Annotated in this window: 21 protein-coding genes; 12 read left to right on the plus strand and 9 right to left on the minus strand. The window is 67.0% G+C overall.

What is annotated here, in order from left to right; all coding sequences use genetic code 11:
• Positions 1-44: 44 nt before the first annotated feature.
• The gene (locus IPI67_02420; protein ID MBK7579036.1) at positions 45-539 is read left to right on the plus strand and encodes a hypothetical protein; all 495 of its coding nucleotides are present in this window, start codon (positions 45-47) and stop codon (positions 537-539) included.
• Positions 540-905: 366 nt separating this feature from the next.
• On the opposite strand, the gene IPI67_02425 is transcribed toward IPI67_02420, so the two are convergent.
• Both IPI67_02425 and IPI67_02430 read right to left on the minus strand, forming a co-directional pair.
• Positions 906-1,121, minus strand: coding sequence for a hypothetical protein (locus IPI67_02425; protein MBK7579037.1), 216 nt, complete (start codon positions 1,119-1,121; stop codon positions 906-908).
• On the minus strand, positions 1,118-1,468 hold the full coding sequence (locus IPI67_02430) for a DUF559 domain-containing protein (protein MBK7579038.1): 351 nt from the start codon (positions 1,466-1,468) through the stop codon (positions 1,118-1,120). The genes IPI67_02425 and IPI67_02430 overlap by 4 nt, the downstream gene beginning before the upstream one ends.
• 267 nt (positions 1,469-1,735) lie before the next feature.
• Between IPI67_02430 and IPI67_02435 the strand changes: the two genes are divergently transcribed.
• Positions 1,736-3,841, plus strand: a complete 2,106-nt coding sequence (locus tag IPI67_02435; GenBank protein MBK7579039.1) for an RHS domain-containing protein — start codon at positions 1,736-1,738, stop codon at positions 3,839-3,841.
• Positions 3,842-4,614: 773 nt separating this feature from the next.
• On the opposite strand, the gene IPI67_02440 is transcribed toward IPI67_02435, so the two are convergent.
• The 5 genes from IPI67_02440 to IPI67_02460 all read right to left on the minus strand — a co-directional run bounded on the left by IPI67_02440 (position 4,615) and on the right by IPI67_02460 (position 7,863).
• Positions 4,615-4,827 (minus strand): hypothetical protein, encoded by a 213-nt coding sequence (locus IPI67_02440; GenBank protein ID MBK7579040.1) that lies wholly within the window; start codon positions 4,825-4,827, stop codon positions 4,615-4,617.
• The gene (locus tag IPI67_02445) at positions 4,824-5,879 is read right to left on the minus strand and encodes an AAA family ATPase (protein ID MBK7579041.1); all 1,056 of its coding nucleotides are present in this window, start codon (positions 5,877-5,879) and stop codon (positions 4,824-4,826) included. The genes IPI67_02440 and IPI67_02445 overlap by 4 nt, the downstream gene beginning before the upstream one ends.
• Positions 5,876-7,132 (minus strand): transposase, encoded by a 1,257-nt coding sequence (locus IPI67_02450; GenBank protein ID MBK7579042.1) that lies wholly within the window; start codon positions 7,130-7,132, stop codon positions 5,876-5,878. Before IPI67_02450 ends, IPI67_02445 begins: the two co-directional genes overlap by 4 nt.
• Positions 7,133-7,294: 162 nt before the next feature.
• On the minus strand, positions 7,295-7,636 hold the full coding sequence (locus IPI67_02455; protein MBK7579043.1) for a hypothetical protein: 342 nt from the start codon (positions 7,634-7,636) through the stop codon (positions 7,295-7,297).
• Positions 7,633-7,863, minus strand: a complete 231-nt coding sequence (locus tag IPI67_02460) for a hypothetical protein (protein MBK7579044.1) — start codon at positions 7,861-7,863, stop codon at positions 7,633-7,635. The genes IPI67_02455 and IPI67_02460 overlap by 4 nt, the downstream gene beginning before the upstream one ends.
• A 180-nt stretch (positions 7,864-8,043) precedes the next feature.
• On the opposite strand from IPI67_02460, the gene IPI67_02465 reads away from it, so the two are divergent.
• From IPI67_02465 to IPI67_02490, 6 genes are all read left to right on the plus strand, one after another.
• A complete protein-coding gene (locus IPI67_02465) occupies positions 8,044-8,397 on the plus strand; it encodes an RHS repeat-associated core domain-containing protein (protein ID MBK7579045.1) in 354 nt (117 codons plus the stop codon).
• 1,164 nt (positions 8,398-9,561) lie between these two features.
• Positions 9,562-9,849 (plus strand): hypothetical protein, encoded by a 288-nt coding sequence (locus tag IPI67_02470; GenBank protein MBK7579046.1) that lies wholly within the window; start codon positions 9,562-9,564, stop codon positions 9,847-9,849.
• A gap of 433 nt (positions 9,850-10,282) precedes the next feature.
• Positions 10,283-11,350, plus strand: coding sequence for a transposase (locus IPI67_02475; GenBank protein ID MBK7579047.1), 1,068 nt, complete (start codon positions 10,283-10,285; stop codon positions 11,348-11,350).
• Positions 11,347-12,093 (plus strand): ATP-binding protein, encoded by a 747-nt coding sequence (locus IPI67_02480; GenBank protein MBK7579048.1) that lies wholly within the window; start codon positions 11,347-11,349, stop codon positions 12,091-12,093. The genes IPI67_02475 and IPI67_02480 overlap by 4 nt, the downstream gene beginning before the upstream one ends.
• A gap of 894 nt (positions 12,094-12,987) precedes the next feature.
• Positions 12,988-13,866: an RHS domain-containing protein gene (locus IPI67_02485; protein ID MBK7579049.1), complete on the plus strand. Its 879-nt coding sequence runs from the start codon at positions 12,988-12,990 to the stop codon at positions 13,864-13,866.
• 2 nt (positions 13,867-13,868) lie between these two features.
• Complete coding sequence (locus IPI67_02490; protein ID MBK7579050.1) at positions 13,869-14,513, plus strand: hypothetical protein; 645 nt, start codon at positions 13,869-13,871, stop codon at positions 14,511-14,513.
• A gap of 183 nt (positions 14,514-14,696) precedes the next feature.
• Here the strand turns inward: IPI67_02490 and IPI67_02495 are convergent, their stop codons facing one another.
• Positions 14,697-15,014: a hypothetical protein gene (locus tag IPI67_02495; GenBank protein ID MBK7579051.1), complete on the minus strand. Its 318-nt coding sequence runs from the start codon at positions 15,012-15,014 to the stop codon at positions 14,697-14,699.
• A 55-nt stretch (positions 15,015-15,069) separates the two neighbouring features.
• Between IPI67_02495 and IPI67_02500 the strand changes: the two genes are divergently transcribed.
• A complete protein-coding gene (locus IPI67_02500; GenBank protein MBK7579052.1) occupies positions 15,070-15,285 on the plus strand; it encodes a hypothetical protein in 216 nt (71 codons plus the stop codon).
• Positions 15,286-15,624: 339 nt separating this feature from the next.
• Here the strand turns inward: IPI67_02500 and IPI67_02505 are convergent, their stop codons facing one another.
• The gene (locus tag IPI67_02505) at positions 15,625-18,048 is read right to left on the minus strand and encodes a mechanosensitive ion channel (GenBank protein MBK7579053.1); all 2,424 of its coding nucleotides are present in this window, start codon (positions 18,046-18,048) and stop codon (positions 15,625-15,627) included.
• 560 nt (positions 18,049-18,608) lie between these two features.
• On the opposite strand from IPI67_02505, the gene IPI67_02510 reads away from it, so the two are divergent.
• From IPI67_02510 to IPI67_02520, 3 genes are all read left to right on the plus strand, one after another.
• Entirely contained in the window at positions 18,609-21,164 is a 2,556-nt protein-coding gene (locus tag IPI67_02510) for an SUMF1/EgtB/PvdO family nonheme iron enzyme (GenBank protein ID MBK7579054.1), read from the plus strand.
• Between the two features lie 120 nt (positions 21,165-21,284).
• Positions 21,285-21,521, plus strand: coding sequence for a hypothetical protein (locus IPI67_02515; GenBank protein MBK7579055.1), 237 nt, complete (start codon positions 21,285-21,287; stop codon positions 21,519-21,521).
• Between the two features lie 130 nt (positions 21,522-21,651).
• Positions 21,652-22,881, plus strand: coding sequence for a glycosyltransferase (locus IPI67_02520; protein MBK7579056.1), 1,230 nt, complete (start codon positions 21,652-21,654; stop codon positions 22,879-22,881).
• Positions 22,882-22,887: the final 6 nt, after the last annotated feature.

Genomic DNA, 22,887 nt, shown 5'->3' on the forward strand with positions numbered 1-22,887 from the left:
TGCCTCGCTACATAGCGTCGAGCGCCGGCCAAGCTCCCAAAGGAGTGGCCATCGTCACGGTGTTTGTCGGCCTCGGTGCGGTTGCGATCGGTGCGATCGGTGCCGCGTACTTGCTTCAAATGGGCTGGGGTGGCACTGGGGGGATGGTCGGTCAATCTGTGCAACGATTGGGCAGGTTCTGGGCGCTCAGTGGCGATAGCGCGATGCTGTTCGCGGGATTGCAGTTGCTACGAAGGCGGACCGAGTGGCTGTCCATGGTTCCGGTGCTCTCTGGCGCGCAGCTAGTGATTTTTTTCGCTCTCCCAGCTGGGCTTTTCCTCGCCGGCTTGTCAGGTGGCGCGGAGCTGCTCAGCGACTTCGGAACCAGCCTGGTGGTTGTTGGCGCGCCGTTCGGAACGACATGGCATGCGGTGTTCGTGATCATCAGCGGGGTAGCGGCGCTCTGGGTGCGCGCGGCGCATCCGGAGGGCAGTACCCCGCACGCGCCTACGTCAAACGGCGACGATCATTGCACCGTCAGCGGCCACGACTCCGCGTGAGGTGGCGCTCACGGTTTGGTCGCGAGCCGCGGCTACAGCTCGAACCCCTCGTCCACGGCATGGTCGAACAGCTGTTGCCGGCCGAATTTACGTCGTAGAGAAATCCAAAACTGACGTCGTAGAGAATTTCGAAAAAGCTCGTGCTGGCATCGTAATTCGCGACCGGGATGGTCGCAGTTCTCCGGGCTCGAAACGACCAACGCCGTCGTAGCGCTGGTGGGCACCACGACGGCGCTGGCCGCGTGCAGCGAAGTCGCTACTGCGGCAGATCGACCTCCTTGCGCCAGTGTGGCTGGAGCAAAACGCGGTTGATTTGCTTCAGGTCGACGGTTTTGGTGCGGTCGCGCACGGCCTCGAGCGGGGCGCTCAGGCATAGGTTCTCGCGCGGCGGAGCACGCCTTCGGACGAGCGGACGATGAGGCTGAGCGAGTCGTCGGTGAAGGTCGAGTGGGCGACCGCCACCTTGTCGAACTCGGCGCGGATGAAGTCGGCCACGCTGTCGGGGGCGAGCTTCTGCATCAGGAGCGAGTAGGTGACGCCGTTCTTGATGTCTTCGTTGACGGTGAGGCCCAGGCGGCTCACCCGAGCGCCTCGCGCACCAGCGCGAGCGCGACGTCCGGCGCCCGGAGCACGAGCTCAGCCTCGAGCCGCAACACCCGCCACCCGAGCCGCGCGAGCTTGCGGTCCCGGCGGGCATCGGCCGCGCCCCGGGCGGCATGCCACGCCCCGTCGACCTCGATGATCAATTTTGCGCTCGGCACCGCGAAGTCCGCCACGAATGGCCCGACGACCACCTGCCGCTTGACCGCAACGCCGAGCTTCGCAACTCGAAGCAACCGCAGCATCGCCTGCTCGCTCCAGGTGGGAGCGGCCCGCATGGCATGAGCGCGAGCTTCGAGGAGCTGACGGCGTTTCAGGTTTCGATGCATGAGGTCCTCCTGTCCCGGCAGCGCGTCCGGGCTTTGCCCGACCTCGGCGCAGGGGGCGTGACAGGCGCCCGATGACGCTCTGCTCTCGCCGAGGTCCTCGAGCTCGCCTGCTCGATCCACGACTCCACGGCGCCTGGCGCGCCCCGTGCGCCATCAGGGCAGAGCCCGGACGCGCTGTCGGGCAAGGACCGAGCGGGCATCGAAGCGCGACCGCCGGCCCGCGACCCGTGCGAGCATGCCCGCACGGGCGGGGCGATCGCGAAGCGCATGCTCCAAGCGCTTTGCGCAGCGCTGGCGCTCGTGGTCTGGGCGCGACCCAGCATCGCGGCGGCGTACCCAGTCTCGGAAGGACCCGCCCCCTCCATCGGCGCGCAGCGCCGGCCCCAGGATCCTTCGACTTCACAGGTCCTGCACCGAGTCGAGCTGCGCCTTCCGTCCTGGGAAGCCGGCGCGAGCACCGATTCGGAGGGGGCAGGCGGCGCGCAGCGGCGCGAAGCGCCGCGAGCAACGACCGGGGGAGGCAACAAAACCGACGGTGCGCTGACCAGCTTCTCCTGGGACGGCAACAGCAACCTGACCAGCGTGACCCCACCCGGCCAGCCCGCTCACGGCCAGAGTTTCACGCCCGTGGACCTGCTCTCGGCCTACACCCCGCCGAGCGTGCCGGGCGTGCCGGCCCCGGCTACACTGTTCGCCTACAACGTGGACAAGCAGCTGACGCAGACAACGAGACCCGACGGCTTGCTCGTGGGCAGGACCTACGACGCGGCGGGCAAGCTCGACTTGCTCACGACGCCCACCGGCAACGTGGACTACGACTACTTCGGGCTGACGCCCTGCCCGGGCTGCGCACCGGGACGACTTCAGCGCATCACCGACCCGAGCGGCGTGGTGCTCGACCACAGCTACGACGGCCTCCTGCTGAAGAGCCTGACGTGGTCGGGCCCGGTCGCGGGCAGCGTGACGTTCGGTCACGACGCGAGCTTCCGCGTGACCAGCGAGACAGTGACCGTGGGCGCGACCGCTTCGCCGGTGGTCTTTGGGTACGACAACGACGACATCCTGATCTGCGCGTCGCCCAGCACATGTTCGCCGGGCGGTGTGGACGCGCTGAAGCTCACGCTCAACGCTGGCAACGGCCTCGTCACCGGGAGCACGCACGGCGTGGTCGCCGATACGCTGACGTACAACGCATTCGGAGAGCTCGCGAGCTACACCGGCAAGGTCGGAGCGACGAACGTATTCAGCGAGGTCGTCGACACGGCCAGCAACCCGCGCGACGCCCTCGGGCGCATCGTGCAGCGGGTCGAGACGAACGGCGGCGCGAGCACGACGTGGCGCTACACGTATGACCTTCGCGGCCGCCTCGTCGATGTGCAGAAGGACGGCGCCCTCTTCGAGCACTACGACTACGATCCGAACGGCAACCGCACGCTGCTGACGACGCCGACCGGAACGACCGCCGGCGTGTACGACGCCCAGGATCGGCTGCTGAGCTACGGTGGCACGAGCTACACGTACACCGCCAACGGGGAGCTGCGAACGAAGACCGACTCATCCGGCACGACGACGTACACCTTCGACGTGCGCGGGAACTTGGTGCAGGTCGACCTGCCGAGCGGCGATGTGATCCAGTATCTCGTCGACGGTCAAGATCGACGGGTCGGCAAGAAGAAGAACGGCGTGCTCGAGAAGGCGTGGCTGTTCAGGAACCAGCTCAACCCGGTGGCGGAGCTGGATGGGGCCGGCAACCTGGTGGCGAGGTTTGTCTACGGGTCGAAGAGCAACGTGCCGGAGTACATGGTGCGGGGCGGCGTCACGTACCGGGTGCTCTCGGATCACCTCGGCTCCCCGCGCGCGCTCGTGAACGTCGCGAATGGCGCAGTGGCCTGGCGCGCGGACTTCGATGCGTGGGGCAATCGCACGCTGATCGCGGGAACGGCTGATTTTCTGCCGTTTGGGTTCGCGGGAGGGATGCTCGATCCTGAGACGGGGCTGACCCGGTTTGGTGCGAGGGACTACGACGCGACGGTGGGGAGGTGGGCGAGCAAGGATCCGATCGGGTTCGCTTCTCGGGACCGGAACTTCTTTCGCTACGCAGATGGCGATCCGGCCAATCGTCTCGATGCACGCGGAACGACCACCGACCCTTGCATGGAGTGTTACGGGGACTGCAGCGCGGAGGAAGGCAAGTGCCGAGTGAACTGCGGCCCGATCGCCAGCGTACCGCCAGAGCCGGGGTGCCCAACTGCCTGCCCGGGTTGCGACACGGAGAAGGCCAAGAAGACGAAAGATAAGTGCGAAAAGGAGTGCGACGATGCGGCCAAAACGTGCAGAGACCAATGCAAGAAACTCCCGAACTGTCCGCCGTGAACTGACGGTGGACCGCGGGCTGGCGTTGAGGTTTCGGATGGTCGAAGCCAAGCTCTACGCGGCATCCCAGACCGCCAACGGAGCATGAATCGTTGCGCTGGGGTCACCTACGCGCCGACGCGCACTTCGGCTCGGCCGTCCTTTTAGCTGTTGCATTGGGAACCGCGTTGCATTTCATCACGTCGCCCGTCCGCCACGTGGAGGGCGTGCGCCCAAAGGATGCCGGCGCGCCGGACGCGGGAATCATCTTGGCTGACCCGATCGACCCGCCGTTCCCCCGTAAGTCACGCGACGCTCAACCTCAATCGTTCGGAGCCGCCGGTGCGCCCAGCGATGACGCGTGGACGGACGCGAGCTGGACTGACCGCGAGCGGATGGAACGAATCAGGAAGTCGCTGAAGGCGGCAGCGCAAAAGGGTCTGCTGGACGACGCTGACCGGCGCATGCTTCGCCACGTGTGCAAGGAACTCCGGGACCGGAGCTGCTCGGAGTGAGTTGTTGCCGGCCAAAACTGACGCCGTAAAGGATTTGCGAAGAAGCTCGCACTGCCATCGCCATTCGCTACCGAAACACCGAAACGGTCGTACGTCACCGAGAGCGAATCGACGAACGCCATCGTAGCGAGTGTCGACGCTACGACGGCGCTGGTCGCTGGGCGCGTCGCTACTGGGGCAGGTCGACCTCCTTGCGCCAGTGGGGTTGCAGGAGGACGCGGTTGACCTGTTTGAGGTCGACGGTTTTGGTGCGGTCGCGCACGGCCTCGAGCGGGGCGCTCAGGCATAGGTTCTCGCGCGGCGGAGCACGCCTTCGGACGAGCGGACGATGAGGCTGAGCGAGTCGTCGGTGAAGGTCGAGTGGGCGACCGCCACCTGTCGAGCTCGGCGCGGATGAAGTCGGCCACGCTGTCGGGGCGAGCTTCGCATCAGGAGCAGGTAGGTGACGCGGTTCTTGATGTCTTCGTTGACGGTGAGGCCCAGGCGGCTCACCCGAGCGCCTCGCGCACCAGCGCGAGCGCGACGTCCGGCGCCCGGAGCACGAGCTCAGCCTCGAGCCGCAACTGTTGCCGGCCAAACTGACGTCGCACGAAACTCCAAAACTGACGTCGTAAAGATTTCCGAAGAAGCTCGCGCTGCCATCGCAATTCGCGACTGAAACGGTCGTAGGCGCAGGATGCAAAACGACCAACGCCGTCGTAGCGCTGGTGGGCACCACGACGGCGCTGGCCGCGTGCAGCGAAGTCGCTACTGCGGCAGGTCGACCTCCTTGCGCCAGTGTGGCTGGGCAAGACGCGGTTGATTTGCTTCAGGTCGACGGTTTTGGTGCGGTCGCGCACGGCTTCGAGCAGGGCGCTGAGGCAGAGGTTTCTGGCGCGGCGCAGGACGCCCTCGGACGAGCGGACGATGAGGCTGAGCGCGTCGTCAGTGAAGGTCGAGTGGGCGAGCGCCACCTTGTCGAGCTCGGCGCGGATGAAGTCGGCCACGCTGTCGGGTGCGAGCTTCTGCATCAGGACCGAGTAGGTGACGCGGTTCTTGATGTCTTCGTTGACGGTGAGGCCCAGGCGGCTGAGCAACTCGGGCTGGGCGACCAAGACCAGGCAGTGATTCTTGGGGAAGTCTTCGAAGAGCAGCCGGATCCGGCGCAACGCGGAGACGTCCATCAGGTGCGCGTCGTCGATGATGGGCGCGAGCATTTTGCCCGATGCGTTGAGCCGGCGCGCCTCTTCGATGAGTCGTTTTTCGCAGCGGAAGTCGGCCCCGTCCGGCTCGATCTGAAACGCCTCGCACAGAATGCGCAGCGTGCTGTGGTAGGTGTGCAGCGTCCGATTGACGACGGGCGTCATGAGGCGCTTGGGATCGTGCTGGCACAGGGCGTGTTTGATGACGCTCTTGCCGGTGCCCGGCTCGCCGACGATGACGCACAGGCCTCCCTGCTGGCAGTGGACACGCAGGGTGTCGAGCACTTCCCTCTGGTGCGGCAACAGGGTCAGACTCTCCGCCGAGAATGGGTCTTTCGCCAGACCGAAGTGAGCGCGGATCACGACTGCACCTCGCCGGCTTGGTCGCGCGCCGGCGCGTTCGCGTGAGCTGTTTTCGAGGGCTTTCGGTCATTGGCGACGAAGTCGACGGGGCGTGCCTCGCCCATGCGCTCACCTTTGAAGTACACGATGGCGCGGTCGAAGTGCAAGCGATCGAAGCGGACCTGGATCTTGCGACTTCGGAGGTCGCGCGGCGCTTCGAAGCGGGTGTTCTTGAGGGAGAAGGTGTTGTCGGCAAGGACGGTGCGATTTTGCTCGACGAAGAACAACTCGTCGTTGACGTCGCCCGGCGGCAGGAAGCGGATGCGGCTGAGATCGAGTCCGAAGCGATCGATGGGGCGCATGCCGAGGGAGCTGTGCTCGCTCTGGTGGTACTCGTCCTCGACCCAAGCGGTGAAAGCTCGGTTGAGGGCGTCGAGGCTCGACAGGTCGAGCTGCCGGCTGAGGAAGCTCATGCGGACAGTGCGGAAAAACCGCTCGATCTTGCCCTTGGCGGCGCCGTCGCGCACGGGCGTGTGACACAGGATGGCGCCGATGCGCTGGCAGACCTGACTCATCTCCAGCGAGGAGTAGTTGCTGCCGTTGTCGACGTAGAGGCACTCGCACAGGCCGCGCTTGTAGAGCGCGCTCTTGAAGGCCTCGAGCAGAAGTTCGGTGTTGTCGGCGGGAAAGAATTGCCCGTGACAGCACACGCGGCTCGCGTCGTCCAGAAACGCGATCAGCTTGGCTTGCACCTTGCCCGCGCCGTGCTGCACGTAGGGGCCAAACATCGTGTCGGCCTGCCAGAGTTCATTGGCGTGCGCCTTGGCGAAAGCCAGCCGGCGCTTGTCTTTCACTTCGGCGTCGGGCTTGAGCAACTCGTGGGCCTTGACGACGCGGCGGAAGGTGTTCGGGGCGATGTGCTCGCGCTGTAGCAAGCCGTGCTCGATGCAGGCGCGGTAGACCGCCGTCACGTTGGGCGGGCCGCGGAAGCTGCCGCGCACCTGCTCTATGGCTTCGAGCACCTCCTCGGGCGTCGTCTTGCGCGTCTTGCCCTTGTCTGAGCGGGTCTTCGGCTTCACCGTCGTGATGCCGTTTTTCTCGTAGCGCGAGTACCAAGTCTGGATCGTGCGCCAGGTGAATTGGAAGCGCTGGCCATCCTCGTCGAGGAACACTTGGCCGCTGACGTGGCGAATGCGCGCCACGATGCTGTTGCCTGGCGCCGATTCGATGGCGCCGAGCACCCGCATCTTCAAGTAGCTGCTGACTCGTTTCATGTTGGGTCCTTTCAGGGGCGCGCGGCGCCCCCGCCCGGACGTCTACGGCGAGCCGCGTTGGGATCCGGATTGCCGTCTGCTGTTGTTGTGTGCGCCCGGTTCGAAGGCGCCCGCAGGCTACGAGCGCAGTGTGGATGGCGCGCGGAGGTGACGATGGCGCGATCAACCGTCGAAGAGCCCACGCTGCAGGCGGCCCTGAAAGCCGGATAGGAGCTCAGTCTTGCCAGAGCCGATCACGACGCGCAGGTGCGCCCACAGCTGCGCCAGCGGCTCACGCGCCGTGCTCGGGGGTGCCGTCGCCTCGCGGCACAGGCGGGCGCGGAGCGCGCTCTGCGCCTCGCACAAGCGCTGCCAGAGTCGATACCCGCTCGACAGCGACAGCGCGCCGCCCGCCGCGCGCAGCCACGCTGTCCGCCTGCTGAGCCCGGACAAGACGAGCTGCAAGAAGACCCAGAGCGTGAGCGTGCGCACGAGGAAACCGGCGACCACGGTCGACAGCTTCACCGAAAGGTCCGGCCACACCCGCGTTGCCTGCCGCGGTTCGAGCAAAAGAACCGCCGGCCGCGCACCACGATCTCGGACCCGCGCTCCGCGTAACCGCGCAGGAAGCCGTGGCCGATGAGGGCTCCGGTCCGGCGGCAATGCGGACACGCGATGAGCTTGATGCCCTCGAGCACCGCGCCGAGCGCGACGTCGGAGTCTGCGAAGCGCGGAGGGCCGAGCGGGCGCAAGGGCGGGCTGCCCTATCGATGCCGACTTCTCACGTCAAAACACCAGCCGCCGCAAGCCCGAATTGTCGGCGTTTTCCATGCGCCACCATCCGACGTCAATTCGGGTGAATTCGAGCTGGGGCTACGACTGGAGTGCGGCTTTCAACAGCTGATTTCCTGCCGTTTGGCTTCGCGGGAGGCATGCTCGATGCGGAGACGGGGCTGACCCGGTTTGGTGCGAGGGATTACGACCCGACGGTGGGGAGGTGGACGAGCAAGGATCCGATCGGGTTCGCGGGAGGCAGTGCAAACCACTATGAGTACAGTCGCTCGGATCCCGTTAACGCGGCGGATGCTACAGGGCGCTCTGCATGCGATCTCTGCCACGATGTCGTTAACCTGACCTGCGAGCAAACTTGCGCGGCGTGGGCTCCAGAGTGCTACTTCTTCAAGTCCTGCGGGCGTTACTACAAGTGCCTAGCGGCGTGCCACAAGCAGCTTGACCCCACATGCGACTCGTTCTGCACTAACTCAACTTTCTGCGGACAGCCATGAACGAGCTGGAGTCCGCTCTGCTCGGGCCCGCGATTGCGGTACAGCTTTGCGTTTGGGTGTGTGCGTGTGGTTGCATGGCCGCGACAGTCCTGGCACCATACGGCGTCAGCCGCTTTCGCGCGCGGTGGGTGGGGTCGGCTCTAGTCGCGCTTGCAGCAACCTGGGTTGGCGTGGCAACCGCTGTGTTATGGCGGGTTCCAGTACTCCTTGCCACGGCGACCGTGCTCCCGCTGGCGACCGGCAGCGCAGGGTTCCTAGCGGCGTGGATTGGCTGGTGGGTGGGAAGGTCGGCAGGGATCCTCGGCGGAACTCGTGCATGGTCCCTCTGCGTCGTGGCTACCGTCGTCAGCGCGACGGCTGCGGTGGCTGCTCTCGTCTGGCCACCCCTTGCCCTGGTCGTGGCCCCTGCCTTTTCGGTTCCGCTCGGGGTCGCCTTGCTCTTCTCCCGCCAGCTCGGTCGCATGGGTCGAGCGGCGGCGTCCTGCTCTCTAGCCGTATTCTGGATTTCGTTCTGGCCGACAACGAATTCTGTGACATGTCAGCAGCGGCCTGACTGAGCACCAATCCCACCGAGATCACCGGGACCCGGGTCCGGCGACGTCGGTGGCGTGATGGGTGCCAGGAATTGGCTCGGGCTCGGGGTGGGACGCGACGCTGGTCGGCATGGGCCGAGAAGCGAAACGGTGCACGGAGTGTCGCAGGTGGTTCCAGCCAGCGGCTTCGGCGAAGCTGGGGCAGCGAGTCTGCAGCAAGGCGTGCCGCGCTTCTCGGCGTCGCAAGCTCGCTCGACGCCGCCGACACAAGGCTCCGCTGCTGCATCGGGTCGATGCGCGATTGCGCCAGCAGGAGCGCCGCCAGCGGCTGCGCGAGCGGGGTTGTCACGCGCCACCCTCGCGGCGGAAGTCCCTGGAATTGCAGCTCGAATTGCGCGCTTTCGTGGACGGCGCTTTGGAGCTGTCACGCGCCACCCTCGAGCGAGGATTGCCCAGGATTTTGGCTCGATCAGCTGCCTCTTCGTGGACAGAAACCGGACCGCCGGGGGCAGTGTCACGCGCCACCTCGCGCCATAACCGCCGGAGATGATGCGGATTATCCGGGTTTTCGTGGACGGGATGTCACGCGCCAGGCTCGTCACGGACGACCGGCGCAACGTGCAATCGGCCCATGAGATCCACCCTCCACCCCGAGACACTGGCGCAAGCGCCCGAGCTCGCGACGCTGAAGTCGCTCGAAGTGCTCTTGCTCATCACGACGCGCGCACTCGTCGCGGCGCATCCGACTCTGATCGACGACGCCTCCGCGCCCTGGCGTCGCGCTCCGCGCTCGGTTCGCAAGGCGCGCAATCTCGTGAGGCGGATCGCCCCGCTTCGCCGTGCGCTCGAGAGCTACCGCACGGCGGTGCTCGACGCGCTCGCTCCCGCTGACATCGACGACAGCGACATCCCGTTCTGATGGCCATCGACGCTGACGCTGTGCGGGCAGAGGTCATGCGCCTTCACTACTTGGAGCGGCTGAGCATCCGGGCGATCGCGCGCCGGCTGGGGCTCGCCAGGCGCACAGTGCGGCGCCACCTGGGCAAGTTGCCCCCGCGTGAAACATCCAATCCGGCGCCGCGACCCTCGCTGCTCGATCCGTTCGCTCGGAAGATCGAGTCGATGATCGAAGGCTCGCCGGAGCTTCGTGCGCCGCAGATCCTCGAGCGGCTTCGTCCACTGGGCTACACCGGCGGGCTCAGCATCTTGCGCAGCCGCGTGAGAGCGCTGCGGCCAACGACACCGCGAGATGCATTTCTCACGCTGGACTTTGCGCCGGGTGAGGCCATGCAGGTCGACTGGGCAGACTTCGCTTCGCGATCCCGGGCGTGCCTCGGCGCGTCAGCGCCTTCGTGGCAGTGCTCTGCTACTCGCGGCGCTTGTACCTGGAATTCGTGCTCAGCCAGCAGATGGGCTCTTTCCTCCGCTGCATGGACCGCGCGCTGGAATTCTTCCAGGGCGCCACCACCGTCGACATCTTCGACAACATGAAGACGGTGGTGCTGGAGCACCCGCGCTCGGGCCCGACTCGCTTCAACCCCCACATGCTCTCCTACGCCGTCGCACGCGGCGGTTTTGCCGTCGTCGCCTGCTCGCCGGGGCACGCTGCGGCCAAGGGCCGAGTCGAGCGCCCGATCCACTTCGTCCGAGATCGCTTCTGGACGGGACGACGCTTCTCGAGCTTGCTCGACCTCAATGCCCAGGGGAGCGCGTGGCGCGACGACTTCTGCAATCTCCGAGAGCACGCCGAAACCGGCAAGGTGCCCGAGCTCGTCTTCGAGCACGAGGAGCGCGCGCGGCTCAGACCGCTGCCTGCGACGCCCTTCGATACCGACGATGTCGAGTCGGCAACGGTAACCAAGACGTTTCGAGTCCCCTGCGACCGCAACAGGTACTCGGTCCCGTGGCGTCTGGTCAGCCAGAGCGTCCTGGTCCGTGCCAACGACGAGACCGTACGGGTGATGCTGGGCACCAAGTGCGTCGCGGAGCACGCTCGCTGCTGGAGCATCAATCAGGACGTCCGCCAGGAGTCCCACTCCCGCGGTCTGCGCGAAGCGAAGAATCCCGCTGACCCTGCCGCGTCGACTCGTGATCGCTTCGGTGACACAGGCGAGCAGTATTTCAAGTTGCTCGCCGCCGGCTCTCGCTCGATGCGTCGGGAAGCGCTGCGCCTGACCTACCTCGCGGAGCTCTTCGGTCCCGCCGAGACGCGCTCCGCCATGGTCGAGGTCATGCGCTCCGGCCACGTCGGCGTCGACTTCGTCGAGTACGTGCTGCGACACAAGCGCAAGCTCACTCCCGCTGTGACTCCGCTTCGGCTCGGCAACCCGGCGCTCGACTCCATCACGCTGCGCGAGCCCGATCTCAGCATCTACGACCAGCCCGTCTCCACTCGTGACCCCGACGAAGGCGCAGCATGAAAGACGAAGACTTGCTCCAGCTCGTCAGCGGAAAGCTCCGCTGGCTCAAGCTCCCGGGAATGACGCGCGCGCTCACCGATATCGTCGACCGTGCCCGTCAGGACAACCTGTCCGCGCTCGAGATCGTCGATCGCCTCGCCGACGAGGAGCGTGCCAGCCGCGTCAGCAGCGCCGTCAAGCGCCGCATTCACGACGCAAGGTTTCCCGAGGTCAACACGATCGACGGCTTCGACTTCGATTTCGACGCCGATCGGAAGAAGATCCGCAGTCGCTACCTCGCGCTGCACGACCTGGCCTTCATCCAGCAGGGGATCAACCCGCTCTTCATCGGCATCCCCGGCACCGGGAAGACCTTCTTGTCACGCGCGTTGGCCTACAAGGCGTGCCAAGCCACGCGCCGCGTCGTCTTCGTCTCCGCGCCCAGGATGCTCAACGAGCTGCACGCGGCCGAGCTCCACGGCAAGCTCGAGCGCGTCATGCGCAAGTACGCACGCGCCGACCTGCTGGTGATCGACGACTTCGCCTGCCTCGAGATGGACCCGGCGCAGGCCAAGCTCGCCTTCCAGGTCATCAGCGAGCGCTACGACTACCGCCGCTCGACCTGCATCACGACCAATCGCCCCTTCAAAGAGTGGCCAAAGGTCTTCCCGGACGCCCTCAACGCCCAGGTCATCGCCGAGCGCCTCACCGAGCGCGCCGAGCACTTCGTCCTCAACGGAAAGGGCTACCGCACGAAGCGCTGACCCTCGCGCCCAACCCCGACCGAGAGGGGACGACAGCTCGGTCAGCGAAGAGCTCGGGCGACGATCACCCGCGTCAGCCCAAGCCCGCAGGCCGAGGTCCGCCCTCACGCCAAAAGGTGGTGCCCTGGGCACCGGTGACATCGGTGGAAGTGGGCCCCGGTCTCGTCGCTGGTGACACTGTGACACTTGCCATTGTTGGTCGTCTTGCGAGCGGCGCTACGCTGTTGGCCTGTGCGAGTGCGGCTGCAGCGCGTGGCGCGCGACGCGCGCGCAAGCCGGTTGGAGCAGAGCCGGACGATCGCGGCATTCAAACATCATGACGCCGTTGCGCGAACCCCAGCGATCGCGTCTGGGTGCGTGGCGTGCAAGCTCGCGAACGCATCGGGAAAAATCGCTGAGCGGTACGACGCTCGCGTCCACCGCGGTCGTGACGAGCATTCGCTGGCAATCTTTGCAGCTACTGTTCGTCCACTTGGGCGCCCTTGGCTCGGTCGCGCGCCCGTGCTCCGCGAGAAGTCGTTCGAGGGACCTCCGATGACCGATGATCGTGAGCGCTCGAGCAGCCTGCAGTACGCGCCGCCTCGCGCAGCGACGCCGCTGGCGATCTTGCCCGGCCTCGGCACGCGCGAGCACTCGGTTCTTGAAGGACGCGCCCCCTCCGTTCGCGCGCAGCGCCGGCCGTGGAGCTTCCGACGTCACCGGTCCTGCATCAACGCTCGCCGCTGCTGCCGTACCACGATACCGGCGCGAGCACGAACAAGGAGGGGGCAGGCGGCGCGCAGCCGCGCGCAGCGCGGCGAGCAACGACCGGGGGAGGCAGGAAGAGAGCACTACGACTACGATCCGAACGGGAATCGGACGCTGCTGACGACGCCGACCGGAACGACCGCCGGCGTGTACGACGCACAGGATCGGCTGCTGAGCTACGGCGGCACGAGCTACACGTACACCGCCAACGGCGAGCGGCGCACGAAGACCGACTCATCCGGCACGACGACGTACACCTTCGACGTGCGCGGGAACTTGGTGCAGGTCGACCTGCCGAGCAGCGATGTGATCCAGTACCTCGTCGACGGCCAGGATCGACGCGTCGGCAAGAAGAAGAACGGCGTGCTCGAGAGGGCGTGGCTTTACCGGAACCAGCTCAACCCGGTGGCGGAGCTCGACGGGAGCGGGGCGCTGGTGTCGAGGTTTGTCTACGGCTCGAAGAGCAACGTGCCGGAGTACATGGTGCGCGGCGGCATCACGTACCGGGTTCTGTCGGACCACCTCGGCTCGCCGCGCGCGCTCGTGAACGTCGCGAATGGCGCAGTGGCCTGGCGCGCGGACTTCGATGCGTGGGGCAATCGCACCGTGCAGTCGGGAACGGCTGATTTCCTGCCGTTTGGCTTCGCGGGAGGCATGCTCGATGCGGAGACCGGGCTGACCCGGTTTGGTGCGAGGGATTACGACCCGGCGGTGGGGAGGTGGGTGAGTAAGGATCCGATCAGGTTCCGAAGCAACGAATTCTCTCTCTACGCATACGCGATGAACGACCCGGTGAACCACACAGATCGAACTGGACTTGCTGCGAACTGTGACGATTGCCGCAAGGTAACGCGCACCATATGCGAGCAAGGCTGTATCTCCGTTAATCCTGCGTGTTACCTCTTTGGCTCGTGTTACCTCTACTGGAAGTGCTTCGCGGCTTGCATGAAGGCGCAGAAGCCCATCTGCTCGGACGTTTGCGATTCCGATAGTGCATCCAACGCCTGCGGGGGCGAGGACGGCTAGCCGTGGGATACTTCGTGCTAGCCGCGGCAATTGGAGTCGAGCAGCTCTGGTTGGTGCTTGCTACGATTGCCGCCATTGTGGGCACACTGGTCGGGCCTCGGTCTTTTGATCTGCAGGTCAAGCGAGGGCTGGACGTTGTTGTCTTGGTCGCGACCACGTTCGCACTTTTCGCGGTGGCGATTCGCTTCTGGCACACCCCAAGGCTTGCGGTCACCATTGCAGTGAGCGTTGGCGCGATCGCCCTGTGTGGCCTGACCGCAGGACGTGTCGGTTGGAACCTGGCCTTCCAGCCAAGCGGATCACCGCGTGCGCAGAGAATCGCGCTGGGAGGGTTGACGGCAGTGCTTGCGGCGGCCGGACTGGCCACTGTGTGGCCGCCGTCGTTGTTGATTGTGGCATTGATCTTGGGCGGTGCGCTTGCCGCGTTCCTGCTTCGAGATTCAGGGGCAACGCGCGTGACTGTGCCCGCAACGATCGCTCTCGTGGTGGCTGTCGTGCTCCAGAGCACGGTACTGCAACCCGCGGAGGTGGGGTGGCTGCTGGTGCGATTCACAACCAACGCGATCCTGGTGGCAATCGTCGCGTGCACAGGCCGGCGATTCGCGCTCCAACCGCGGACACGGAGCGCAGACGTGGTCCCAGGATGAGAGCCATGAACAAGATGCTCCTGAGCCGTTGCTCATCTGCCAGCGCAACGTTTTCGCGGGGAACTGCGGGCGCATTTTTCCGTCCCGCAGCGACCACACGCGAGCACTCGGTTCTTGAAGGACGCGCCCCCTCCGTTCGCGCGCAGCGCCGGCCGTGGAGCTTCCGACGTCACCGGTCCTGCATCAACGCTTGCCGCTGCTGCCGTTCCACGACACCGGCGCGAGCACGAACAAGGAGGGGGCAGGCGGCGCGGAGCCGCGCGCAGCGCGGCGAGCAACGACCGGGGGAGGCATCAAAGCGGCAACACCACCACGATGGGCTACGCCCACGCCGGCTGCGCCTACGGCGACCGCGTCCGGGGGCAGGTGGTCCGCCGCGTGCTCCATGCCGCAGTAGTCGAGCTCGCGCGCTCGGGCTACACCGGCTTTCGGATGGACGAGGTCGCGTCCCAGGCATCGGTGATGCGGACCGCGCTGGCGCAGCGACCATGTCTCCGCCACGCCGCGCTCACCTCGTGGTTTGTGGCGTGATGCTCAGCGTGCGTCATGCTGCGCCATGACCTTGGAGCTCCAAACGGTCGTCGATGCCAGCCTTCGCCGAGAGCTCGAGACGCTCGTGGCGGGACACCGCACCCTCGACGAAGTCGTGCGCTCAGGGCTGGCTCGGGAGCCTGCGCTCTTGGTTGAAAACGTCGTAGTTCAGGATGAGTACACCCATGACGTCGTGATGCCTCATCCGTCGGGTTTGTTCCTTGTCTACGACACGACCTGACTCGGCGGCATCACGGCGGTCGCCGTGTGGGACCACGCTCCGGACGCGGACGAGCTGCTCGCGGCGCGACTTGCGCGGGGTTGGGAACCGACACCGACCACCCTCCGGGACGGCAAGCGCGTGCTCGGGCACGCGGCGTGTCTCGTTGACCGCGTGAGCCCTGCCAGCTGACCTCGATCTCCGCTAGATGCCCCGAGGGTACTGCCCGGGAGTAGGTCATGAACGAGCAGGCGCTGTGCCGTGTCTCCGTAACGCAGCTATGCTCGAATGCGCGCGGCACCCTCGCCCTCGCGCTCGCGAAGTGGCCGTCGGGCGCCGGCTTCCCCCCGCCGCCACCCCCTACTGAGGCCTTTCCGGGGCGACGATAGCCGGTGGCTCACCAGCCCGAACGCTGGCCCCAGCACCCAGGACCTTGGCCGCCCCCTCCGACAGCGAGCGAAGATGCAGGTCGCGCTGCGGAAACGGGATTTCGATCTTCTGCTCGACGAACGTTCGATTGATCGCCCGCGTGAGGTCGCTCTTGAGCACGACCCAGTCGTCGAAGCGGTCCGTCCAGACCCGGAGCTGGAAGTCCAGGGAGCTCGACCCATGCTGCAAGAACAGCACGAGCGGGGCGGGCTCTTCGATGACGCGTTCGTCCTGCCGCCCAACCTGCAAGAGCAGCGCGATCACGCGCTCGGGGTCGGTTCCGTAGGCAACACCGATGTCCACGTCGACGCGGCGGCGCTCGTCCGAGTGGGTCCAGTTCACGACTCGGGTGGAGATCAGCTCCGCGTTCGGAATGATGAGCTCTGCACCCTGATAGGTGCGCAACGTCGCGGAGCGGAATCCGATGCGTTCGATGATGCCGAGCGTCCCGCCGACCTCGATCCGATCGCCGACGACCACCGGGCGCCCGAACAGCAAGATCAGACCGGAGACGAAGTTGCTGACGACATTCTGCAATCCAAAGCCGATGCCGACGCCGAGCGCGCCCATCAGGAACGTCAGCTGGCTGAAGGCGATGCCCGCGGCTGCCAGCGCAAAAAAGAAGCCAGCGACGAGCACCAGGTAGTACGCGCTCGTCGAAGCCGCGTGCTGCGCGCCCGGCACCAGCGGCGTCCGAGGCAGGACGTCGTCCCTCAGCACTTGACGCAGGATGCGCGCGACCACGAGCGCGAGCAGGATGCTACCGAGCAGCGTCGCGATCTCGCCGACCTTCACGTCGACACTGCCGACCTTGATGCCGACGCTGCCGAGGTCCAATGCGAGCCGGGCGATGTCGCTCGCGACGCCCAGCGCCTTTGACACCAGATGCAACCAGAGCAACAGCGCCGCGCCGCGCAGGATGCGGCGGGTCCAGATCTCGAGCAGCACGCCCCGGTCTCGGATCAGGTTGGAACGCTGGGCGAGCGGTGTCGCAAATACGGTCCGGACGCCATCCGCGACGACTCGCGTCGCGCCCGCAGCAACGAGACCGGCGAACACAGCGGTGAGCACGGCCATGCCGAGCAGATGTGAAAGTGAGGTGTAACCAACGACGAGCGCCAGCGATGCAAGCAGCAGCAACCCCGAACCAAGTCGACGCAGCCCCCGCGCGATGCCCGGTTCCGGACGCGGAAACCCGACGAACACCGCGATGAGCAGGGTCGAGAGCTCCGCCAGGAAGAGCCACGTCTCCAGGTTCGGGGTCGGAGCGACGCGCCGCACGATGTCGAGCGCCAGGATCAGAGGAGCGGCAAGGGCCAATCGCCCCAAACGAAGGTGTTCGCTGGCCTGGAGATGACGGAGAGCGCTGAAGAGCACGAGCACTTGCAAGCCTGCCCTCACCAGAGCGGGCACCGGATAAAATAGCGGCGTTGCCAGGACGAAGCAGAGCAGCGCCGCGGAATACGGTCGCTTCAGCAGCGACGACGCGCTGAGAGCTTCTGGGCTGGCGTTGCGCCTACCAAGCAGAAATCCAAGCGCCAACAGCAGGCCCAGGCCCGCGTGCAGAACGATGCGGGAGACACTCGACGCGCCAAACTCGCGGGCGGCTTCCAGAGCGTCACGCGCCCGCTGAGGAAACTCGTCGACCCCAGCGGGATCCGGGGGCCGCTTCCACAAGGGCGTGGCGCGGCGGCCGAAGCTCGAGGAGAGTCGGGGGCGATGTTGCTCCACTGCCTCGAGCACCAGATCGGCCGAGGCCTGCGCTTCGATCAGGTGCCCTTGCAGCCGAAGCACCGCTGATTTCCGCTCGCGCAGCTCGCGCCGGAGGCTGTTCGCCTGGAGCTGTGATGTTTGCAGCGCGCCCAGAACCACCGCTGCCACCCGCTCGTCCGCGAGCGATTTACGGCGCGATGCCAGCGCCTCGACGATGACCGTGGCACGCCGTTCCGCAGCTTCCAGTTGCTTGGCGTTGTCGTCGACACGGGACTTCCAGGGCTCGAACCGCGCGCGCTCCCGCCGCCACGTGTACTCCAGGTCGTCCAGCTCTCCCTGGGACGAGACGTTGCGGCATCGCTTGATGGCCTCGGCCACCCGGGCGTCGAGCGTCACCACCACCGAGCGCAGGGACCGGGCGAGCTCGAGCAGATCGGGGGACAGAGCCGTGCGGGTTCCGAGTCTCCGCAGCTCCGCCAGCAGCTCTGCGGTGTTCTCCGCTTGATCCGCCTCGGCCGGCGACTCGTCTGGCCGGGCCTCCAGCGCCGGCTCCGGCGTCGGCTGAGCCTGCGCCGAGCGAACGAAGCCCGAGAGCAAGATCAGGAGGGCAGCAAGGCGCGGCGCTCGTCGGGCGGGGAACATGTGCCGACACTAATGACAAACCCACCGCGGACGGCAGGTCTGGCGCGACCCGCGCACAGATCGGGCGTTTTGCTCGGGATTTCGAGAGACCCCGAGGGCGGCTTGAAGGCGCGGCGGATGTGCGCGTCGCGGCGGGTGAGCGCTGGGCCAGGGAGCCGGTGCCGTCGACTGCTGCCGCAGCCGCGGCGCTCGAGCCGGCGTTGCAACCCGGCAACGACAAACCTCCAACATCGACGCAGGGCCCCGCGCGGCATCAGCCGCAACTCGGCTCCGCAAGCGCCGTCGTGGGCGCCGATCGCACTCCGCCCTCCGCCGCCGCCGAAGACGCCGCTTAGCTCGGCGTGCTCTCGCTCTTGCGTCAGGGCCGGACCGATGACGCTCGCGGCGCCGCGCGCAAGTATCTCGCCGACTTTCCCCAGGGCTTTCGCCGAGTCGAGATGGAGCGCGTCGCGCGCTGAAGCGGCCGTCATTCGCTCAGCGAAAGCGCACGAGTCGAGGCTCGGTGGGCCGGCCACTTGATGATGGGCAAGCGCGGCGTCCGGCTCTAGCATCCGACGCCGATGGAGGCGGGCGAAAAAGGGGACCGGCGGGCGCTCGGGGCCGCCGAGATCGCGCGCACGATGCTCGCCCGGGGCGTCGTGCGAGTGAATCGAGCTCAGCTGGAGACGGTCCCGGCGGGAGACGCTCACACCCAGGCTGCGTCGGACCAGGAGGCGGTCAGCGGTGCGCGTCCGACCGCGCGCTCGCTGCCCACGCTCGCGGCCGATGCCCAGAGCACACCGCCGCCAACCGAGAGCGCCGGCCCGGTTCGCTACGATCACGTGTCGGAGCTGGGCAAAGGTGGCATGGGTCGCGTCGACGAGGTGTTCGACCGGGTGCTCGGTCGCCCGGTCGCGCAGAAGCGTCTGCTCCGGGTGGCGGACACCGACCACGCCACGATGCTGGTCGCCGAGGCGCAGACCTGCGCGCAGCTCGAACATCCGTCCATCGTGCCGGTCTACGATCTGGACGCGGCGGACGACGGGCGCCCGTTCTACACGATGCGAGTGGTGCGCGGGCGCTCACTCCGCGAAGTGCTCGAAGACAACACCCGACCGGACAAGGAGCGGGTGCCCCTCGCGCGCATGCTCGGCATCTTTCGTCAGGTGTGCCTGGCCGTCGACTTTGCTCACAGCCGCGGGGTGGTGCATCGGGATCTGAAACCGGACAACGTCGTCGTGGGGGAGTTCGGTGAGGTGTACGTCGTCGACTGGGGCATCGCGCACTTGATCGAGGGCAGCGAGGTGCGCCGCAGCAGCATCGGACCCGCCATCGCGGGGACCCCCGCGTACATGCCGCCGGAGCAGCTGCTCGGCGAAGCCCTGGATGGGCGCACGGACGTGTTCGCTCTCGGGGTGATGCTGTACGAGATCTTGGCGGGCGCGCGACCGTTCTCCGACGAGAGCATCCGCGGGGTGATGGGGCGGCGGCAGAAGACCGTGGAGGTGGCGCCGAGTCGTGCGGATCCGGCGGGTGGGACGCCGGATTTCTTCGACGAGCTGGCGCTCGCGTGTTTGTCGCCGGGGCGCGAGGGCCGGCCGGGGCGGGCGCGCGTCATTGCCAACGCCATCGATGACTATCTGGATCACGAGCGCACCCGGGCCGAACGAGAGCGCGAGGCGACGGAGTACACACAGGAGGCGGAGGCGGCGCGCGCACGCTTCGAGGCGCTGACGGCGGAGGCGCGGGAGCTGGAAGAGCGCGCCGATGTGATGCTCGAAAAGCACAAGGCGTGGGAGAGCGCCGAGACCAAGGCGCCGGCCTGGGAGCTCTCGACGCGAGCGCAGGCGCTGCGCTCGGAGGCGGCTCGAGAGCGCGCGCGGACGGGTGCGGCCTTCACCAGCGCCCTCGGGCGGGTGGAAGATCACGCGGGGGCACGTCGGGGTTTGTGCCTGCTCTACTGGCATCAGTTCCTCGAAGCCGAGGAGGCCGGCGACGAACAGCGCATGGCGCAGTTCCTGGATCTGGCGCGGGCCTACGACGACGGGCAGCTGGCGCTCGAGCTGGCCAATCAAGGTGAGCTCGTGATCGAGTCGCGGCCGGCGGGCGCCCGGGTCAGCATCGCGCGCTACGTGCGGCGCGGTCCGCTGCTGGTGCTGACGGACGAACGCGAGCTCGGGACGACGCCGCTGAAGGCCGGGCTGTTCGAGGCCGGATCTTATCTCGTGGTGGCGTCGCGCGACGGGCGCGAGCTGCGGTATCCGCTGCTGATCAAGCGCGCCGAGCGCCATCGGCTCGAGCTGCGCCTGCCGGAGGCGGACGAAATCCCCGAGGGCATGCTGCTCGTGGCGGGAGGGCCGTACTTGACGAAGGCGGACGCCCGCTCGGCGCGGCTGGTGGAAGCAGAGCTGCCGGATTTTGCCATCGGGCGCTTTCCGGTGACGCTGGCGGAGTACGGGCGTTTTCTGGAGGAGCTCAGCGCGGAGGAGCGGGCGCTGCGCATTCCAATGATCGACGGCGTGGCGGCGTATTCGGAGGCGACGCGGAGCTGGAAGATCGAGCTACTGGTCTCGGGGGACGCGACGAACAACTTGTCGGCAGGACGGGAGTTGGACCTGCCCGTGGTCGGCGTGCGCTGGAACGCCGCCCGAGCCTATGCCGCGTGGCTCGCGCGCCGCACGGGCCGCAACTACCGACTGCCGACGGAGCAGGAGTGGGACAAGGCCATGCGCGGCGCGGACGGCCGGCCGTTCGCGATGGGGGCCCGGCTCGACACCAGCTTCGCGAAGCTCAGGGACTCGCGTCCGGAGCATCCGCATCCGGAGCCGGTCGGGGCGTTCTCGCACGATGAATCGCCGTATCGCGTGCGGGACTTGTGCGGCGGCGTGGGGGACTGGACCGAGACGTCGATGGATGGCGGGGCGCTCCCGAGCCTGGAAGAAGCGGACAGCGGCAGCGCGGACTACCGGGTGGTGGTCTGGCGAGGCGGGACGTGGTCGACGACCACGCCGACGTCGCCGATGCGCTATTCGCAAGCGATTCGACAGCACGGCGCCTGGATTGGATTTCGTGTCGGCCTCGATCTCGGTTCGGGCACGTCATCTCGCGTTCACCGGGAACGGCTGCGCCTCACCTGACGTCTTTGGGCTTGCGCGGCACGGCCGGTCAGACTTGAGTGGCCCGACCCGTTCGTGAAAGAGGGAGCGTTGGGGACCGGGACGAGGACGGGGCGGTCCGCCGACGCACAAGGAGAGACCATGCCGACAGATGTGGACATCGACGACCGCGACGAGAGTGGGACGGACGCGCCGGCGATCATCCGGCGCCTGACCAAGGTGCTGAAGATCCAGGCCAAGGTCACGGCCCGCCTGACCCTGATCGGGCCCCACACCCCGAACCCGGGACCGCCGGAGCTGCCGACGGCGCTGAACGCCATCATCGCCGAGGCCAACGCCTCGATCGACCTGGCGCGGAACATGCTCGGCTCCCGCTGAGCGAGGCGCCGGGATCACGAGCCCGCAGGCATGAGTCTGCGGGCTCGTTCTTTTTTTGTCGGCGGGCATCCCCGCTCGGCGATCGCGACTCCCCTCTCCCGCGCCCACCCGGCTAGACTCCCGGCGCTCCATGGGCCGCCGCCACCGCATCGTCTGCCTCTCGTCCCAGCACTGGGACGACGCGATGTGGACCAACAAACAGCACATCATGAGCCGGCTCGCGAAGGAGCACGACGTGCACTACGTCAACTTCGGCTCCCATCGCTCGCTGCGCGCGATCCTGAAGCAGGAAGTGGCGCACGCGCCGGCCGAGCTGCTCGCGCCCCGTCGCCTCTTGCTCGAGCCGCGCGTCCGGGTCGAGCACGGCGTGAAGCTGATGAGCTTCTACAAACCGGAGCTCTTCAACCGCCTGCGGCACGGCCGCCGGTTGCGCGTGTTCGCCGAGTTCGATCTCGAGGTGAGCCTGCTCGAGCGCTATTTGCGCCGCGAGGGCCTGCTCGACGCCATCGTCTGGGTGTATCACCCGGGCTTCGGCGCCAACGTCAAACGCCTGCCGCACGAGCTCCTGGTCTACGACTGCGTCGACGAGTACACGGCGTTCCCCGAGTTCAAGCTCGCCAAACCCTGGATCGCCGCCCGCGAGCGCGAGCTGTGTCGGGCCGCAGATCTGGTGTTCTGCACGGCGCCGGTGCTGCACCAGAACAAACAACACCTGAATCCGGGTCACACCCACCTGGTCCACAACGTCGGCGACGCGGACCATTTCAAGCGGGCGATGCTCGACGAGACGGTCGTGCCCGACGACCTGGCTCGCCTGCCCCACCCGGTGATTGGCTTCGTCGGCGCCGTCAGCGACTACAAGCTGAACATCGACTGGCTGATCCACCTGGCCAAGGCTCGCCCCAGCTTTCAGATCGCCGTCATCGGTCCGGCGGGTATCGCAGATCCCACCACCGACGTGTCCGCGCTGCAGAAGCTACCCAACGTGCACCTGCTCGGCCACCGCAGCTACGAGACCTTGCCCAGCTACCTGAAGGGGTTCGACGTCGCGACCATCCCCTATCGGCTGAACGACTACACCGAGGGGGTCTTCCCCATCAAATTCTTCGAGTTCTTGGCGTCGGGCAAACCCGTGGTGGTGAGCGCGCTGCCGGCGACCAAGGACTACTGGAGCGCGGTCCGGGTCGCCCACACCGCCGACGAGTTCGTGAGCGCCTGCGACGCGGCCCTCGAAGCCGGCGACGCCGGTCGCGCCGAGCGCGTGGCTCTGGCCGAGCAGAACTCGTGGCCGAAGCGCATCGGGGAGCTGATGCGCCTCGTCGACGAGCGCCTGGCGAGCCGCGCCGAGCCCCGACGCTGAGCCCTC

This window comes from Myxococcales bacterium (assembly GCA_016706225.1).
Classification (GTDB): domain Bacteria; phylum Myxococcota_A; class Polyangia; order Polyangiales; family Polyangiaceae; genus JADJKB01.